The organism is Streptomyces sp. NPDC059201, assembly GCF_042754585.1.
GTDB lineage: Bacteria > Actinomycetota > Actinomycetes > Streptomycetales > Streptomycetaceae > Streptomyces.
The window spans coordinates 414,325-431,030 of record NZ_JBHZBB010000008.1 but is presented as its reverse complement, the minus strand read 5'-3'; the positions used below and the strand labels follow the sequence as shown (position 1 = coordinate 431,030).

Sequence of the window (16,706 nt, the reverse complement as noted above, 5' to 3'; positions counted from 1 at the left end):
GGCCCCCTCCCGCGCGGGAGGGGGCCTCTTGGCGTTGCTCTGCGGGCGTACGGCCCTACTCGTCGTCGTCGTCCTCGTCGTCGAGGCGGGCCAGCCAGGTCGCGAGGCGCTCGACCGGCACCTCGAAGTCGGGGTTGAGATCGACGAAGGTCCGCAGCTGCTCGGCGAGCCACTCGAAGGTGACCTCCTCCTCGCCGCGCCGCTTCTCCAGTTCCTCGATGCCACGGTCGGTGAAGTACATGCGATCCAGGATAGGCCCGCCCGGACAGGCCGGAGGCCCGGCACCCCACCAGGGGTGCCGGGCCTCCGGACGAGCCGCCGAGGTCAGGCGTCGAAGACCTCTTCGACCAGCTGCTGCTGCTCCGCCTGGTGACGCTTGGCCGAGCCGACCGCCGGGGACGAGGAGTGGCGGCGGGAGATCCGGCGCAGGCGCTCGCCCGCCGGGATGTCCGCGCCGACCGCCAGGTCGAGGTGGTCGATCAGGTTGAGCGCGATGAACGGCCACGCACCCTGGTTCGCCGGCTCCTCCTGCGCCCAGATGTACTTCGCCGCGTTCGGGTACTTGGCGATCTCGGCCTGGAGCTCGGCACCCGGCAGCGGGTACAGGCGCTCCAGACGGATGATCGCGGTCTCCGTGTCGCCGCGCTTCTGACGCTCGGCCTCCAGGTCGTAGTAGACCTTGCCGGCGCAGAAGACGACCTTGCGCACGTTGGCCGGGTCGACCGTCGCGTCGCCGATCACCGGGCGGAAGCCGCCGGTGGTGAACTCCTCCACCTTGGACGCCGCGGCCTTCAGACGCAGCATCGACTTCGGGGTGAAGACGATGAGCGGCTTGTGGTGCGGGTTGTGCACCTGCCAGCGCAGGAGGTGGAAGTAGTTCGACGGCAGCGTCGGCATGGCGACCGTCATGTTGTCCTGGGCGCACATCTGGAGGAAGCGCTCCGGGCGGGCGGACGAGTGGTCCGGGCCCTGGCCCTCGTAGCCGTGCGGCAGGAGCAGGGTGACGCCGGAGGTCTGGCCCCACTTCTGCTCGGCCGAGGAGATGAACTCGTCGACGACGGTCTGCGCGCCGTTGACGAAGTCACCGAACTGGGCCTCCCAGACGACCAGGGAGCTGGGACGGGCCAGCGAGTAGCCGTACTCGAAGCCCATCGCCGCGTACTCGCTGAGCAGCGAGTCGTACACGTTGAAGTGGGCCTGGTCCTCGGCCAGGTAGAGCAGCGGGGTGTAGTCCTCGCCGGTCTCCTGGTCGACCAGGACCGCGTGGCGCTGGCCGAAGGTGCCGCGGCGGGTGTCCTGGCCCGACAGGCGGACCGGGGTGCCCTCCATCAGCAGGGAGCCGATGGCGAGGGTCTCGCCGAAGCCCCAGTCGATGGTGCCGTCGTCGATGGAGGCGGCGCGGCGCTGCATCTGCGGCATCAGGCGGGAGTGGACCGTGATCCGCTCCGGCACGTTGACCTGCGACTCGGCGATCCGCTTCACGACCTCCTGGGAGATCGCGGTGATCACCGGGACCGGGAACTCGGCCTGCGGGTCCGGGACGTGCGTCGGCGCCGGCGCGGAGGTGGCCTCGCGGACCTCCGCGAACACCTGCTCCAGCTGGCCCTGGAAGTCCTGGAGCGACTGCTCCGCCTCCTCCAGGGTGATGTCGCCGCGACCGATGAGCGACTCGGTGTACAGCTTGCGCACCGAACGCTTCTTGTCGATCAGGTTGTACATCTGCGGGTTGGTGAACGACGGGTTGTCGCCCTCGTTGTGACCGCGGCGGCGGTAACAGATGAGGTCGATCACGACGTCCTTGTTGAACGTCTGGCGGAACTCGAAGGCGAGCCGCGCGACGCGGACCACGGCCTCCGGGTCGTCGCCGTTCACGTGGAAGATCGGCGCCTCGATCATGCGGGCCACGTCGGTGGCGTACATGGAGGAGCGGGACGACTCGGGAGCCGCCGTGAAGCCGACCTGGTTGTTGATGACGATGTGGACCGTGCCGCCGGTGCGGTAGCCGCGCAGCTGCGACATGTTCAGGGTCTCGGCCACCACGCCCTGGCCCGCGAAGGCCGCGTCGCCGTGGAGGGCCACCGGCAGGACGGTGAAGTCCGTGCCGCCCTTGTTGATGACGTCCTGCTTGGCGCGGACGACACCCTCCAGGACCGGGTCGACCGCCTCCAGGTGGGAGGGGTTGGCGACCAGGGAGACCTTGATCTGCTCGCCGTCGAGACCGGTGAAGGTGCCCTCGGCGCCCAGGTGGTACTTGACGTCGCCGGAGCCGTGCATCGACTTCGGGTCGAGGTTGCCCTCGAACTCGCGGAAGATCTGCGCGTACGACTTGCCCACGATGTTCGCGAGGACGTTCAGGCGGCCGCGGTGGGCCATGCCGATGACGACCTCGTCCAGGCGGGACTCGGCGGCGGAGTCGATGACCGCGTCGAGCAGCGGGATGACGGACTCGCCGCCCTCCAGGGAGAAGCGCTTCTGGCCGACGTACTTCGTCTGGAGGAAGGTCTCGAACGCCTCGGCCGAGTTCAGGCGGCGGAGGATGCGGAGCTGCTCCTCGCGCTCCACGCGCGCGTGGGGACGCTCGACGCGGTCCTGGATCCACTTGCGCTGCTTCGGGTCCTGGATGTGCATGAACTCGATGCCGGTGGTGCGGCAGTACGAGTCGCGGAGCACGCCGAGGATGTCGCGGAGCTTCATCATCGACTTGCCGGCGAAGCCGCCGACCGCGAACTCCCGCTCCAGGTCCCACAGGGTGAGGCCGTGCTCGGTGATGTCCAGGTCGGGGTGCTTGCGCTGCTTGTACTCCAGCGGGTCGGTGTCGGCCATGACGTGGCCGCGGACCCGGTAGGAGTGGATCAGCTCGAAGACGCGGGCGGCCTTGGTGACGTCGTCGTCGTGCGAGGCGTCGATGTCCTTGAGCCAGCGGACCGGCTCGTAGGGGATCCGCAGCGACTTGAAGATGTCGTCGTAGAAGCCCTGCTCGCCGAGGAGGGAGTTGGCGACGACGCGCAGGAACTCGCCGGAGGCGGCGCCCTGGATGACCCGGTGGTCGTAGGTCGACGTCAGGGTCATGACCTTGGAGATGCCGAGCTTGTTCAGGGTGTCCTGGGAGGTGCCCTGGAACTCCGCCGGGTAGTCCATCGAGCCGACGCCCATGATGACGGACTGTCCGGGCATCAGACGCGGCACGGAGTGGACGGTGCCGAGGCCGCCGGGGTTGGTCAGGGAGACCGTGACGCCGGTGAAGTCCTCCATCGTCAGCTTGCCCACGCGGGCGCGCTTGACGATGTCCTCGTACGCCTGCCAGAACTCGAAGAAGTTGAGCGTCTCGGCCTTCTTGATGCCCGCGACGACGAGCTGGCGGTCGCCGTTCGGCTTCACCAGGTCGATGGCGAGACCGAAGTTCACGTGCTCCGGCTTGACCAGGGTCGGCTTGCCGTCCTTCTCCGCGAAGGAGTAGTTCATCGACGGCATGGCCTTGATCGCCTGCACCATGGCGTAGCCGATGAGGTGGGTGAAGGAGATCTTCCCGCCCCGGGCGCGCTTCAGGTGGTTGTTGATGACGATCCGGTTGTCGAAGAGCAGCTTCACCGGGACGGCGCGGACGGACGTGGCCGTCGGCATCTCCAGCGAGGCGTTCATGTTCTTCGCGACGGCGGCGGCCGGGCCGCGGAGCGTGATCAGCTCGGGACCGGCGGGCGCCTCGGCGGCCGGAGCGGCCTTGGCGGGCGCCGGAGTGGCCGGGGCGGCCTTGGCGGGCGCCGGGGCGGCCTGGGCGGGCGCCGGAGCGGCGGCGGCCGGGGCCGGCTTCACGGCGGCCGGAGCGGCCGCGGCGGGCTGCGCCGGGGCCGCGGCGGGGGCCTGAGCCGGAGCGGGCACGGCGGCGGCCGGAGCGGCCGGAGCGGCAGGTGTGGCCTGTGCGGGGCCCGCCTGCTGCGCCGACGGCGCGGCCTTCGTGGTGGCGGCCGGGGCGGACGGGGTCTCCGCCGCACCCGGCTTGTAGTCGGCGAAGAAGTCCCACCAGGCACGATCGACCGAATTCGGGTCCTGGAGGTACTGCTGGTAGATCTCGTCGACGAGCCACTCATTGGCACCGAAGGCGGCTGCGGGGCTCACGCCACGCCCGTCTTGGTCGGCCGGGGAGCTCGGGGTACTGGGGGACTGAGACGACACGGCGGCAACCGCCCTCTTCCGCTTCGCAAGGTGATGGACAGCGGAAATAAAGGCTACGCCTGTCCGGCCGGGACGTGCAGGCCGGGCACTCCAACGTCGCGCAAGTCACACTTGACGGGGTGTTTCGGCGCCGTGAATGGCGGGAAACAAGCGTGGTTCCACACCTGTGAGGGTACGGAAAAGCGCGGGCTACGGCCCTCTTCGGCCGCACCCTGACCACGTCCTGCCACTGATCACGCAGAACGTTCGCTTCCGGTTCGAACCCTACGTCAATCGCGCAGGGGAAGGCTGCCCGGAAGAGTGACCCGGATGCGGCACCCGCGTGAAGATTCGGCCACGCCGATCCCGCCACCGTGCAGATCCACCGCCCAGCGCGCGATCGCCAGACCGAGCCCCGTGCCCCCGTCGCTCCCCGGACGCTGCCGGTCCGGACCCGTACCCCGGTTGAACCGCTCGAAGACCTGGTCGCGCTCCGCCTCCGGGATGCCCGGACCCTCGTCCTCGACCACCAGCTCCAGCGACTCCGGGTACGGGCCGCGCCGGGCCCGTACCGTCACGCGCCCGTGCGGCGGGGAGTGCTTCACCGCGTTGTCGATCAGGTTCGCCATCACCTGGTGCAGCCGCTCCACGTCCGCGTACGCCGTCAGGTCGGACGGCGACACGTCCAGATGCAGATGCACGTCCGTACGCCGGTGCAGACCGGACGTCGACGGCAGACCGCGCTGCGCGGCGGCCAGATTCGCCTCCCGCAGCACCCCGGACAGATAGGGCCACACCTCGAAACGGCGCGCCCGCAGCTGTACGACACCGTTGTCGAGCCGCGACAGGTCGAGCAGCGTCTCCACCAGCCGGCCCAGTCGCTCCGTCTGCTTCAGCGCCGAACGCATCGTCTCCGGATCGGCCTGGGAGACCCCGTCGACCACGTTCTCCAGCACCGCGCGCAGCGCCGCGATCGGCGTCCGCAGCTCGTGCGAGACATTGGCGACCAGCTCCTTGCGGTGCCGGTCCACCGCCTCCAGGTCGTCCGCCATCCGGTTGATCGTCGAGGCCAGGTCGCCCAGCTCGTCGCGCCGGTCCGCGCCCCGCACCCGCCGCGAGAAGTCACCGCGCGAGATCGACCCCGCCACCGTGTTCATCTCGTCCAGCGGCGCCGTCAGCGACTGCGCCACGAACTGCGTGATCAGCAGCGTCGCGATCATCGCGAAGATCGTGATGTACCGGAACTCGGTGGACGTCCGGATCGCCACCAGCGCCAGGCAGGAGGTCAGCAGCACCGCGCCGACGACCAGCGCGCCCAGCTTCGTCTTGATCGAGATCACGATCCGGCGCCGGGTCCGTCCGGTGCGCCGCCCCGGCCGGCTCACGACGCCGGGGTCTCCAGCGCGTACCCGACCCCGTGCACCGTACGGATCCGCTCGGCGCCGATCTTCCGGCGCAGCGCCTTGATGTGGCTGTCCACGGTCCGCGTACCGGAGGCGTCCGCCCAGTCCCACACCTCCGCCAGCAACTGCTCACGGGAGAGCACCGCGCGCGGGGTGCCGGCCAGACAGACCAGCAGGTCGAACTCGGTCGGCGTCAGGTGCACGTCCTCCGCCCGCACCCGGACCCGGCGCTGCGCGTGGTCGATCTCCAGCTCGCCCAGGCGCAGGATCCCGCTGCGCGGGGTCACCGCGGCGAGCGCCGCCCGCTCCACCCGGCGCAGCAGCACGTGCACGCGGGCGGCCAGCTCGCGCATGGAGAAAGGCTTTGTCATGTAGTCGTCGGCGCCGACCCCCAGACCGACCAGCATGTCGGTCTCGTCGTCCCGCGCCGTGAGCATCAGCACCGGCACCGGGCGCTGCGCCTGCACGCGCCGGCAGACCTCCAGCCCGTCGAAACCGGGCAGCATCACGTCGAGGACCATCAGGTCCGGCTGCCACGCCTCCGCGGCGTCCACGGCCGCCGGTCCGTCGGTCGCCGTCTGCACGAGGAAGCCCTCCGCGCGCAGCCGGGCGGAGATCGCCTCCACGATCGTCGGGTCGTCCTCGACGACCAGGACGCGCCGCTGGGCCCCCGGAGTCGCCGCCGCACCGTGGTGAGTGGTGTGTGTCTGCTCCATTGCCCCGCCTCGCGTCGCCGATGTCGGTGCAGCAGCCTAGAGGTACCCGCGCCGTCCCGGCTACGCAGGACGGATGCCGAGGTGGACCACGTCCGGGACGCCCCGGGCAACCGGGACCTCTTCCGTCCGTACCCCGCTGAATCCGGCATTCCGCAATGACTCTTCGAAATCGCCGGACGGCCGCGCCGACCACACGGCGAGCACCCCGCCGGGGTTCAGACGGGCCGCGCAGGACGCCAACCCCCTTGGCCCGTAAAGGGATTCGTTGTCCTCGGTGACCGTCCAGTCCGGGCCGTTGTCGATGTCCAGACAGAGAGCGTCGTACGTGTCGGGGGAGGTCTCCAGATGCGCCACGAGGTCCGTGTGCAGGATCACGGTCCGTTCGTCGGCGAGGGCGCGTCCGGAGAGCGAGGCGAGCGGCCCGCTCCGGTGCCAGTCGATGATCGCCTCCTCGCGCTCGACCACCGCGATCCGCCCCCAGCGGGGGTCGGCTGCGGCGTGCAGGAGCGAGAAGCCGACGCCGAGCCCGCCGATCAGGACGGCGGCGCCGGCCCGCGCCCGCTCGGGCAGCGCCTCCATCGCCGCGTCCACGAGCAGCCGCTCGGAGCGCCCGTCGGAGGTGTCCATCAGGAAGGTCCCGTTGGCGATGATCTCGAAGTCGGTACGGTCCCCGGCATCCCGACGTCTCAGCACGACCTCGCCGTACGGGCCCTCGCGGCGGTCGAGGGTGACGGGGCTGCCGGCGGTGATGCTGGCGGGGCTGTCCATGGGCGGTCACTCCGTGTCTCGTCGTGCGCTACGCGGTGTACCGGCCATCCTCGCGGAGCGGGGACGGCCGGGACAAACACGTTTCGCGGTCAGAGGGTGACGCAGAGGTCCCGCCGCCGGGCGGTCACGCGCGCGGCGCCTCGCGCTCCACGTACCGCTGGACCGCCTTCAGCTCCCGCCGGGCGTCGACCGGACTGCCGTAGGTGCGGTCCCAGGTGATCGGGGCGATGGTGACGTGCCCCTTGGTGAGCAGCCAGGTGGAGTCGGCGTCCCTGCGGTTCTCGACGCACTCGCCCGTGCTCTTGCCGTCCGCGCTCGCGTCGCCCGTGCACAGGCCGAGGGCGATGTCGAAGGTGTCGCCGGAGCCGCGCTGCTCGTACGCGTGGAAGGCGACGGCCCCGTCGCCGACCCGGGTCCAGACCGGGGCCTTCGCCTTCTGGCCGGCGCTCACGTCCGGGTAGTCGACCTTGAGGGCGAAGGCGGAGGTCAGCAGCCCGCGCGCGGTGAGGCCCGCGACGAGGCGGGCACCGAACTCGGCGTGCGCGCGGTAGTTCTCGCGCGGGAAGTACAGCTGGCTCGCATCCCCGGAGGAGGAGAAGGCGATCGCCGGGACGTCCTGGTCGATCGCGGCGACGGCTGCGCCGACGGTGCCGGAGTCGTTGACGTTGGCGGAGACGTTCGGGCCCGAGTTGATGCCGCTGAGGACCAGGTCGGGGGCGCCCCGCCAGCCCACCTTCGCCGCCAGCCCGCCGCGCAGGGCCAGCTTCACGGTGTCCGCCGGGGTCGCGCTGGGCGAGTCGGGCGCGCAGGCGCCCTCGGCGACGCACACGCCGAAGACCGCGCCCTTGGACGGCGCGCCGGCGCAGTCGTTCTCGTAACCGGCGGGCAGGGCGGTACGGCGCTGAGCGGTGAGGGCCCCGCCGTTGGTCACGGCCGTGCCCTTCCCGGACTGCACCTGCCAGGGGGCCATCACCACGACGTCCGCCCCCGCGGCGCACATCGCACGGCGGAGCTCGTACAGCCCGAGCCCGTCGGAGTTGCTCGCCTTCGCGGCTCTCATGGAGTCGTCGTTGGAGATGAGGATCCGCAACCCGGCAAGCGGGCGCGAGTGCTGGGGCTGGTGGTGGGACTGGGGCTGAGGCTGGGGCTTCGCCCGGTCCGCCGCGGGGGTGGTCGCGAAGGCGGTGGCGCCCAGGCCGGCGAGTACGGCTGCTGCTGCGGTCAGCGCGAGGGTACGGCGCATGGCGGTGCGTCCTTTCATGGGCATGACAGGTTGGTGGCGGTGCCGATGTGGTGGATCCGGGGCCCGGCCCCCCACGGGCGGGCCCCGGATCGCGTGCGGGGCCGTCAGGTCCCCGCGGTCTGTGGCTGGATCCGGCAGGTTGGATCCAGAAGGTTGGATCCAGGCTTTCGGGCCTGGGATCCAATGGCTGGTTCTCTCGGGTCAGAGCTCCAGGCCGTGCCCATGCGCGAAGACCGGATCCACCGTGTCGTTCGGCACGTCGGGCCGCGCCGCGCGGACCGCGTCCATCGAGCGCGGGAGTTCGAAGGGGAGGCGGCCTTCCGCGCGGGCGCGGCCGAACGCGACATCGAGGAGGGCGGCGTCGCTCGCGCCGTAGTCGGCGAGGAGGGCGGCGGCTTGGGTGGCGATCTCGGGGAGGACGGCGGGGCGTTCCAGGTTGACGCAGACGACGGTGGGGACTGTGGCCAGCAGGGCGAGGATGCGGCCGAGTTCCGGTTCCTCGAAGGCGAGGGTGCCGGAGTGGAAGAAGGACTCGAAGCGGCCGGGGCGGTCCTCGTAGGGGGTGCGGAGGCGGAGGACGGCGAGGTCGGCCTCTTCCGGGGCGGCGACGACCTCGCCGTACGCCGCCGCGATCTCGGGGTCGACGCCCTCGACGTACAGCCGGGGGCGGCCGGAGAGCGGCAGGGGGCCGCTGGTGAGGACGGTCAGCGAGCGGCGCTGCGCGGCGGCGCCGGCGGCGGTGAAGTCGGTGCGGCCGACGGTCTCGGCGGCCTCGTCGGGGTCGACGTACCGCCGCTCGTCGAAGAGGCCGAGCAGGAACTTCTCGCGCAGCAGGCGGCGTACGGAGGCGTCGACGCGGGCCTCGGGGATCCGGCCGGAGGCCATCAGCTCCACGATCACCTCGGGGCACTGCTCGCCGCCGAACTGGTCCACGCCCGCGTCCAGCGCCTTCGCGGTCCGTTCGGCGACGCTCAGGTGCTCGACGCCCCAGGCGCGGGCCTCGTGCGGCTCGCCGAAGATCACCGAGTCGGTGAGGAGGCCCCAGTCGGCGCAGACGATCCCGCCGAAGCCGAGTTCCTCGCGGAGCAGGCCGGTGATGACGCCCTTGTTGAAGCCGAATCCGACCTCCTCCCAGTCGGTGCCGATCGGCTGTCCGTAGTACGGCATCATCTGCGAGCAGCCGGCGGCGATCGCGGCCCTGAAGGGCTCCAGGTGCAGGTCGCGCAGGCCGCCCGGGTAGACCTGCTCCTTGCCGTGCGGGAAGTGCGGGTCCTCGCCGTCCTTCTGCGGGCCGCCGCCCGGGAAGTGCTTGACCATCGCGGCCACCGAGTCCGGGCCGAGCGTCTCGCCCTGGAGGCCGCGGACGTACGCCTCCACCAGCTCGCCGGTCAGCTTGGCGTCGGAGCCGAAGGTGCCGGACTGGCGGGACCAGCGGGGCTCGGTCGCGAGGTCGATCTGCGGGTGGAGCGCGGTGCGGAAGCCGACGGAGAGGTACTCGCGGCGGACGGTGTCGGCGAAGCGGAAGACCAGCTCCGGATCGCGGACGGCGGCGAGGCCGAGGGCCTCGGGCCAGGCGGAGAAGGCGCCGGAGTTGAAGGAGGCGCCGATGTTGTCGGTGAAGGCGTGGCGCGGGTCGGTGGAGAGGCTGACCGGGATGCCGAGCCGGGTGCCGGCCGCGAGCTCCTGGATCGCGTTGTGCCACTGGGCCATCTCGCGGGCGCCGTGGCTGCCGAGGAGGTTGAAGTGGGTGAGGCCGCGTCCGGCGATGAGTTCCGGGGTGGTGAACCGGGAGAGCGCGGCGTCGGGCTCGGTGACGGGGGTGCCGTCCGGGTTCATCGTCAGGATCGTGTGGAAGAGCTGTCCGGCCTTCTCCTCCGGAGTCATCCGGGCGAGGAGGTCCTCGACGCGCTCGTCCACGGGGCGACCGGCGTCCTGATAGGGGTGCATCGCGTCCGTACCTGACCTTTCGTGACCGAGCGGACGGGTTCACGGGGTCGGCGTACCGCGCTCCCGGGGCCCGTGCGGGGCTCCGCCGGGTGCGGCGCCGCTCTCGACGGGGCTCAGGCTAAGCGCGAAAACCGAGTGGGTACTAGGTTTGTCATATGTGAGCTGGATCACAGGGTGAGGGGGTGGGTTACGCGGCGCGGCTAAGGTGGCCGCATGCCGGAGAAGAAGGTCACCGCGACCGCCAAAAGCGCAGGTCGCGGCAGCTATGCCGTCGGTGACGCCCGCCGTCGGCTGATCCTGGACACCGCCGTCGAGCACTTCGGGAAGTGGGGGTTCCACGCCTCCTCCCTCGCCCGCATCGCCCACGACTGCGGCATCACCCAGGGCGGCCTGCTGCACCACTTCCGCAGCAAGGAGGACCTCCTCCTCTCGGTCCTGGCGCAGAGCGAGGAGCATGACGTCGAGCGCCTCTTCAGCACCGAGCTGGAGTCGTACGCGGCGTTCCTCGACGCGCTGGTCCGGCTGATCGAGGACAACACCCGGCGCCCCGGCATCGTCCGCATGTTCAACGTCCTCGTCGGCGAGTCCGGGAACGTCGGCCACCCCGCCCACGCGTACTTCAAGGAGCGGTACGCGCGCGTGCTCGCCCACAGCGTCGACCGCCTGGAGGACGCCGTCCGGCGCGGCGAACTCCGCCCTGGCCTCGACTGCCAGGGCATCGCCCAGGAGTACCTCGCCGTCATGGACGGCCTCCAGATCCAGTGGGCCCTGGCCCCGGACTCCATGGACATGCCCACCCGCGTACGGGCCTACCTGCAACGCCAGTACGAGTCGATCCGCGCGACGGCGGACTAGCCCGCGCCCGCCGGCCCGCCGTTCACGGGGAGGTCGGGGGGCCGCCCTCGGGGAGGGCGTCGAAGACGCGTTGGAGGGCGGCGGGGCGTTCGCCGTCGTCGGCGATCACGACGCGGTCGTCGTACGTCACGGAGTACTGGAAGCCGTCGGCGACGGGCCGGCCGGACGGCCGGTCGGGCACGCGCGCGTAGGCGGGGTCCGTGAGGGCCGCGCGGAGTTCGGCCAGCGCTTCGGGGGTCATCCGCCCGTCGCGCGGTTCCTTGTTCCGGGACCGGAGGGTCCAGGACCCGTCCTCGCGGACGACGAGCCGGTTGTCCACCCCGGCGAAGCCCCCGCTCACCCCCACCTCCACCAGTACGGCCCCGGCCCGGGGCTCCGTGGTCGCCGTGCCGTGCGTCCCCGTGGCCCCGCCGCCCCGATCCGCCGAACCCGGCACACCGGCCTCGGCGCACCCGCCGACCCCCAGGACCACCGCCACCGCCACGGCCGGCACCGCACCCCACACCCGCCCGCGCCCGCGCGCCACACCACTCTCCATGCCCCCGAGCATGCCCACCCCCAGCCCCCTGCGCAGCCGGAACGCGCCAGGCCGCGCACGGCTCCACGGGTGATCGCTCACAGCGAACACCCCCCGGGGAACATTCACGCGCTCACATGCATTGAGTCGGCATAGCTCAACTTGACTGCCGAAGGGGAGATCATGGCTTCTGAGTCCGAGGTGTCCGTGCCGCTGACGGTGCCTGTGCTGCCGCTCGATGACGAGGTCGTGCTGCCTGGAATGGTGGTGCCGCTGGATCTGTCGGACAACGATGTGCGGGCCGCTGTGGAGGCGGCTCAGGCGGCTGCTCGTGGGGGGAGTGGGAAGCCGCGGGTGTTGTTGGTGCCGCGGGTGGACGGGACGTACGCGGGGATCGGGGTGCTCGGGATCGTCGAGCAGGTCGGGCGGCTGTCGGACGGGGATCCCGGCGCGCTGATCCGGGGTATCGGGCGCGTGCGCATCGGGGCCGGGACGACCGGGCCCGGCGGGGCGCTCTGGGTCGAGGGGAGCGTCGTCGAGGAGACCGTGCCCGATCCGCTGCCCGGCTCCGTGGCCGAGCTGGTCAAGGAGTACAAGGCGCTCGCCACCAGCTGGCTGAAGAAGCGCGGCGCCTGGCAGGTCGTCGACCGCGTCCAGCAGATCGACGGCGTCGGCGCGCTCGCCGACAACTCCGGGTACTCGCCCTTCCTCGGCGTCGAGCAGAAGGTCGCGCTCCTGGAGACCGCCGACCCCGTCGCCCGCCTCAGGCTCGCCACCGCCCAGCTCCGCGAGCACCTCGCCGAGCAGGACGTCGCCGAGACCATCGCCAAGGACGTCCAGGAGGGCGTCGACAAGCAGCAGCGCGAGTTCCTGCTGCGCCGCCAGCTCGAAGCCGTACGCAAGGAGCTGCGCGAGCTCAACGGCGAGAAGGACGGCGAGGAGTCCGACGACTACCGCGCGCGCGTGGAGGCCGCCGACCTGCCCGAGAGCGTCCGCGAGGCCGCGCTCAAGGAGGTCGACAAGCTGGAGCGGTCCAGCGACCAGTCGCCCGAGGGCTCCTGGATCCGGACCTGGCTCGACACCGTCCTCGAACTGCCGTGGAACGAGCGGACCGAGGACCGGTACGACATCCAGGACGCCCGCGCCGTCCTGGACGCCGAGCACGCCGGCCTTGAGGACGTGAAGGAGCGCATCACCGAGTACCTCGCCGTGCGCAAGCGGCGCTCCGAGCGCGGGCTCGGCGTCGTCGGCGGGCGGCGCGGCGGCGCCGTGCTCGCGCTCGTCGGCCCGCCCGGCGTCGGCAAGACCTCAGTCGCCGAGTCCGTCGCCCACGCGATGGGTCGGAAGTTCGTGCGCGTCGCCCTCGGCGGCGTACGCGACGAGGCCGAGATCCGCGGCCACCGGAGGACGTACGTCGGCGCCCTGCCCGGCCGGATCGTGCGGGCGGTCAAGGAGGCCGGGTCCATGAACCCCGTCGTCCTCCTCGACGAGATCGACAAGGTCGGTTCCGACTTCCGCGGCGACCCCGCCGCGGCCCTGCTCGAAGTTCTCGACCCGGCGCAGAACCACACCTTCCGCGACCACTACCTGGAGGTCGAACTCGACCTCTCCGACGTCGTGTTCCTCGCCACCGCCAACGTGCTCGAAGCCATCCCCGAGGCCCTGCTCGACCGCATGGAGCTGGTCCGCCTCGACGGCTACACCGAGGACGAGAAGGTCGTCATCGCCCGCGACCACCTGCTGCCCCGGCAGCTTGAGCGGGCCGGGCTGGAGCCCGGCGAGGTCGTCCTGGAGGAGGCGTCGCTGCGGAAGCTGGCGGGCGAGTACACCCGCGAGGCGGGCGTCCGCACCCTGGAGCGGGCCGTCGCCCGGCTGCTCCGCAAGATCGCGGCCCAGCACGAACTCGGCGACCGCGAGCTGCCGTTCACGATCACGCCCGAGGACCTGCGGGCCCTCATCGGACGCCCGCACCACGTGCCCGAGTCCGCGCAGGACCCGGCCGAGCGGCGTACCGCGGTCCCCGGCGTGGCCACCGGCCTCGCGGTGACCGGCGCGGGCGGCGACGTCCTCTTCGTGGAGGCGTCCCTCGCCGACCCGGAGACCGGCGCCGCCGGGCTGACCCTCACCGGCCAGCTGGGCGACGTGATGAAGGAGTCCGCGCAGATCGCGCTCTCCTTCCTCCGCTCGCACGGCGCGGAGCTGGAGCTGCCCGTCACCGGTCTGAAGGACCGGGGCGTGCACATCCACTTCCCGGCGGGCGCGGTCCCGAAGGACGGCCCGAGCGCGGGCATCACCATGACGACCGCGCTGGCCTCGCTGCTCAGCGGCCGGCTGGTCCGCACCGACGTGGCCATGACCGGCGAGGTCTCCCTCACCGGCCGGGTCCTGCCCATCGGCGGCCTGAAGCAGAAGCTGCTCGCCGCCCACCGGGCCGGCATCACCACCGTCGTCATCCCCAAGCGGAACGAGGCCGACCTGGACGACGTCCCCGCCGAGGTCCTGGAGAAGCTGGAGGTCCACCCGGTGACCGACGTCCGCCAGGTCCTGGAGATCGCCCTGGCCCCGGCGGAGGTCCCGGTCGCCGTGGCGGCCTGAGACCCGACGCCGCGGACACGAGGAGGGGCGCCCCCGGTACGGAGCCGGGGGCGCCCCTCCCGCATGCCTAGAGCGGAGTCGTACGGCGCACGGCGTCGACGATGACCGAGGTCAGGGAGGGGTCGCCGGTGTGGGCGGCCCGTTGGAGGTCCGCGCCGGTGCCGCGGGCCAGGAGCCGCTTGACGCCCGCCTCCGCGCGCTCCCGGTCGCCCGCGTCCTCCAGGGCGGGGCGCACGTGGTCGAGCAGGGCGTACAGCACCTCGCCGGCGGGGAGGGGCCGCCAGCTCCGCGGGTCGAGCAGTTCGCCGCCGAGCCCGTACCGGCTGGCCCGCCAGGCGGCCAGCCGCAGCACGACCGTCGAGACCGGGTCGGGGAGCCGGCCCAGCCGCCACTCCCGCGCCGCAGTCTCCACCAGCGCGCGGCTCAGCACCGCGAGCAGGACCGTGTCCTCCAGGTCCAGGCAGACGTCGCCGACCCGGATCTCCACCGTCGGGTAGCGGCGGGAGAGCCGGGCGTCGAAGTAGACCATGTGGTCGTCGACCAGCACGTCGCTGGCGAGCATCTCGTCCGTGGTCCGCTCGTACGCCTCCACGTCCCCGTACAGCTCGCTCGGGCCGGACATCGGCCAGCGCTGCCACAGCTGGTGGCGCCAGCTCGCGTAACCGGTGTCGACGCCCTGGAAATAGGGGGAGTTGGCGCTGAGCGCGAGGAGTGGCGCCAGCCAGGGCCGTATCCGGTCCAGGACGCCCACGCCCTCCTCGGGCGAGGAGAGGTGGACGTGGACGTGGCAGGCGCAGGCGAACTCCTCGTCGACGAGGTGGGCGTACCGGTCGTGGATCCGCCGGTAGCGGTCGTCGGGGGTGAGCAGCGGACCGAAGTCCACGGGCGCGGTCGCGAGCGCCGCGACCGCCACTCCGGCCTCCTGGGCCGCCGCGGCGGCGGCGAGCCTGGCCCGGCGCAGCTGGTCGGCGAGCTGGGAGGTGGTGGCGCAGGGGGCGGTGCCGATCTCCAGCTGTTCGGAGTACAACTCGGGCTTCGCCGGTTCCGGACCCTCGGTGCGCGGCCCGGCGTCGGCGTGCCAGGCGGCGATCTCGGTGACGGTGCCGGCGAGGGGCTGGGGGAGTCCGGTCTCGGGATCGACCAGGAGGAGCTCCTCCTCCACCCCGAACGTGCGCAGCCCTTCACCGCGGTGGTATTCCCACCGCTGCTGGTTCCGCATGGAGCGCTCTCCTTCACGGGCGGACGGTGTGCGCTGACGGCCGTTCGAACAGAGCTTTCACGAAGGCTGTCCACGAACGTCCCGGCTTCCACCCGTCCCCGCACAGATGGCGTGAAATCGCCCCCCGGACCGGAGTCCGGGGGGCGAGGCGGGCGGGAGGGGAGGGACGGGTTCCCTGGGGGCCGCCGGAGGGGTGAGCGGGGCCCCGCCCCGTCCCTCCTCCTCCCGCCCGGGCCTTCGGCGCCTAGGAGGCGGAGGAGGCGGAGGAGCCGCGGCGGCGGCCGCCCAGGAGCAGGCTGCCCGCGCCGAAGACGGCGAGCGCGCCCGCGCCGGCGAGGGCCAGCGGCAGCGGGGAGTCGGGCGCCTGGGTGGCCTCGGCGGAGAGCGCGGGCGGCTGCTCGTCGCCGCCGTGGCCCGCGTGGCTCACGGTGGACAGCTCGGCGCCGGCGGCCAGTTCGGCCTCGGTGGGTGCCTCGGCCTTCGCGGTGCCGGAGCGGGCGGCCGCAGCGGCCGTGCCGAAGGTGACGTCCGAACAGCTGTAGAACGCCTCGGGGCTGTCGTTGCGCTGCCACACCATGTAGACGAGGTGGCGGCCGGAGCGGGCCGGGAGGTTGCCGGTGAAGGCGTAGTAGCCGTCGGTGGCGGTGCGGGTGGTGTTGTAGACCGCGACCGGGGTGGTGTCGAGGTCGGACCACTTCAGCGGCTGCGTGGGGTCGAAGCCCGCCTTGGTGACGTACATCGTCATCGTGCCGGAGTGGGCGGCGGTGGCGCGGATCTTGAAGTCGAAGGCGCCGGCGGTGACGGCGGTGGCGGGCCAGTCGGTACGCGCCCAGTCCAGGGCCCGGTACTTGGCGCGGTTCGCCGAGCAGAGCTTGCCGTCGGGGATGACGGCTTTGTGGTTGCCGTCGGCGTTGGCGATGTTGACCTCGTTCCAGTCGTAGAGCGGCTGGGTGCCGGAGTCGGCGACGAGGTCCTTGCACACCTGCGAGTCGGGGCTCTCGGGGCCCTCGGCGTAACAGGCGGCGATCCGGCTCACGGGGTTGAAGACGGCTCCGTGGGCGGCGGCGGTGGTGGGGGTGAGGCCGACGAGGGCGGCGGCGGCGGACAGGGCGGCGACGCCGGCGGCGGTACGGCGGGAGGACGGCATGCGGGGGCTCTCTCTCGTGCGTGGGGGAGTACGGAACGAGCAACGCGCGCGGGGCACACGGAAGTTGAATTCCGTGCGACCGGGGTAGAGACTCGCATTGGTCCATACCAATGGGCAAGGGGGTGGGCGGAAAAAGCCCCTGAGCAG

At 72.0% G+C, this 16,706-nt stretch carries 12 protein-coding genes; 2 read left to right on the top strand and 10 right to left on the bottom strand.

Translation table 11 applies throughout. The annotated features are described in order from the left end of the window. Positions 1 to 55: 55 nt before the first annotated feature. The 7 genes from ACFXMG_RS26325 to ACFXMG_RS26295 form a co-directional block, all read right to left on the bottom strand. Complete coding sequence (locus ACFXMG_RS26325; protein WP_053640526.1) at positions 56 to 241, bottom strand: DUF6104 family protein; 186 nt, start codon at positions 239 to 241, stop codon at positions 56 to 58. A gap of 83 nt (positions 242 to 324) precedes the next feature. Next, complete coding sequence (locus ACFXMG_RS26320; protein WP_383819104.1) at positions 325 to 4,170, bottom strand: multifunctional oxoglutarate decarboxylase/oxoglutarate dehydrogenase thiamine pyrophosphate-binding subunit/dihydrolipoyllysine-residue succinyltransferase subunit; 3,846 nt, start codon at positions 4,168 to 4,170, stop codon at positions 325 to 327. A 269-nt stretch (positions 4,171 to 4,439) separates the two neighbouring features. Continuing rightward, a complete protein-coding gene (locus ACFXMG_RS26315) occupies positions 4,440 to 5,534 on the bottom strand; it encodes an ATP-binding protein (RefSeq protein WP_383819102.1) in 1,095 nt (364 codons plus the stop codon). Further along, complete coding sequence (locus ACFXMG_RS26310; protein WP_383819101.1) at positions 5,531 to 6,268, bottom strand: response regulator transcription factor; 738 nt, start codon at positions 6,266 to 6,268, stop codon at positions 5,531 to 5,533. Before ACFXMG_RS26310 ends, ACFXMG_RS26315 begins: the two co-directional genes overlap by 4 nt. A 60-nt stretch (positions 6,269 to 6,328) precedes the next feature. Next, positions 6,329 to 7,036: a spermidine synthase gene (locus ACFXMG_RS26305; RefSeq protein ID WP_383819100.1), complete on the bottom strand. Its 708-nt coding sequence runs from the start codon at positions 7,034 to 7,036 to the stop codon at positions 6,329 to 6,331. Between the two features lie 124 nt (positions 7,037 to 7,160). Then, a complete protein-coding gene (gene surE / locus ACFXMG_RS26300; protein ID WP_383819099.1) occupies positions 7,161 to 8,279 on the bottom strand; it encodes a 5'/3'-nucleotidase SurE in 1,119 nt (372 codons plus the stop codon). Positions 8,280 to 8,480: 201 nt separating this feature from the next. Beyond that, positions 8,481 to 10,226, bottom strand: coding sequence for a glycoside hydrolase family 3 protein (locus ACFXMG_RS26295; RefSeq protein ID WP_383819097.1), 1,746 nt, complete (start codon positions 10,224 to 10,226; stop codon positions 8,481 to 8,483). Positions 10,227 to 10,439: 213 nt separating this feature from the next. Between ACFXMG_RS26295 and ACFXMG_RS26290 the strand changes: the two genes are divergently transcribed. Then, on the top strand, positions 10,440 to 11,081 hold the full coding sequence (locus ACFXMG_RS26290) for a TetR/AcrR family transcriptional regulator (RefSeq protein WP_383819095.1): 642 nt from the start codon (positions 10,440 to 10,442) through the stop codon (positions 11,079 to 11,081). Positions 11,082 to 11,103: 22 nt separating this feature from the next. Here the strand turns inward: ACFXMG_RS26290 and ACFXMG_RS26285 are convergent, their stop codons facing one another. Beyond that, entirely contained in the window at positions 11,104 to 11,619 is a 516-nt protein-coding gene (locus ACFXMG_RS26285) for a hypothetical protein (protein WP_383819093.1), read from the bottom strand. A gap of 162 nt (positions 11,620 to 11,781) precedes the next feature. Here ACFXMG_RS26285 and lon point away from each other — a divergent pair, with 162 nt between their 5' ends. After that, positions 11,782 to 14,193 (top strand): endopeptidase La, encoded by a 2,412-nt coding sequence (gene lon, locus ACFXMG_RS26280; RefSeq protein ID WP_383819091.1) that lies wholly within the window; start codon positions 11,782 to 11,784, stop codon positions 14,191 to 14,193. 67 nt (positions 14,194 to 14,260) lie between these two features. On the opposite strand, the gene ACFXMG_RS26275 is transcribed toward lon, so the two are convergent. Further along, complete coding sequence (locus ACFXMG_RS26275; RefSeq protein WP_383819089.1) at positions 14,261 to 15,412, bottom strand: glutamate--cysteine ligase; 1,152 nt, start codon at positions 15,410 to 15,412, stop codon at positions 14,261 to 14,263. Positions 15,413 to 15,656: 244 nt separating this feature from the next. Continuing rightward, positions 15,657 to 16,559 (bottom strand): lytic polysaccharide monooxygenase, encoded by a 903-nt coding sequence (locus ACFXMG_RS26270; RefSeq protein ID WP_383819087.1) that lies wholly within the window; start codon positions 16,557 to 16,559, stop codon positions 15,657 to 15,659. Positions 16,560 to 16,706 lie beyond the last annotated feature (147 nt).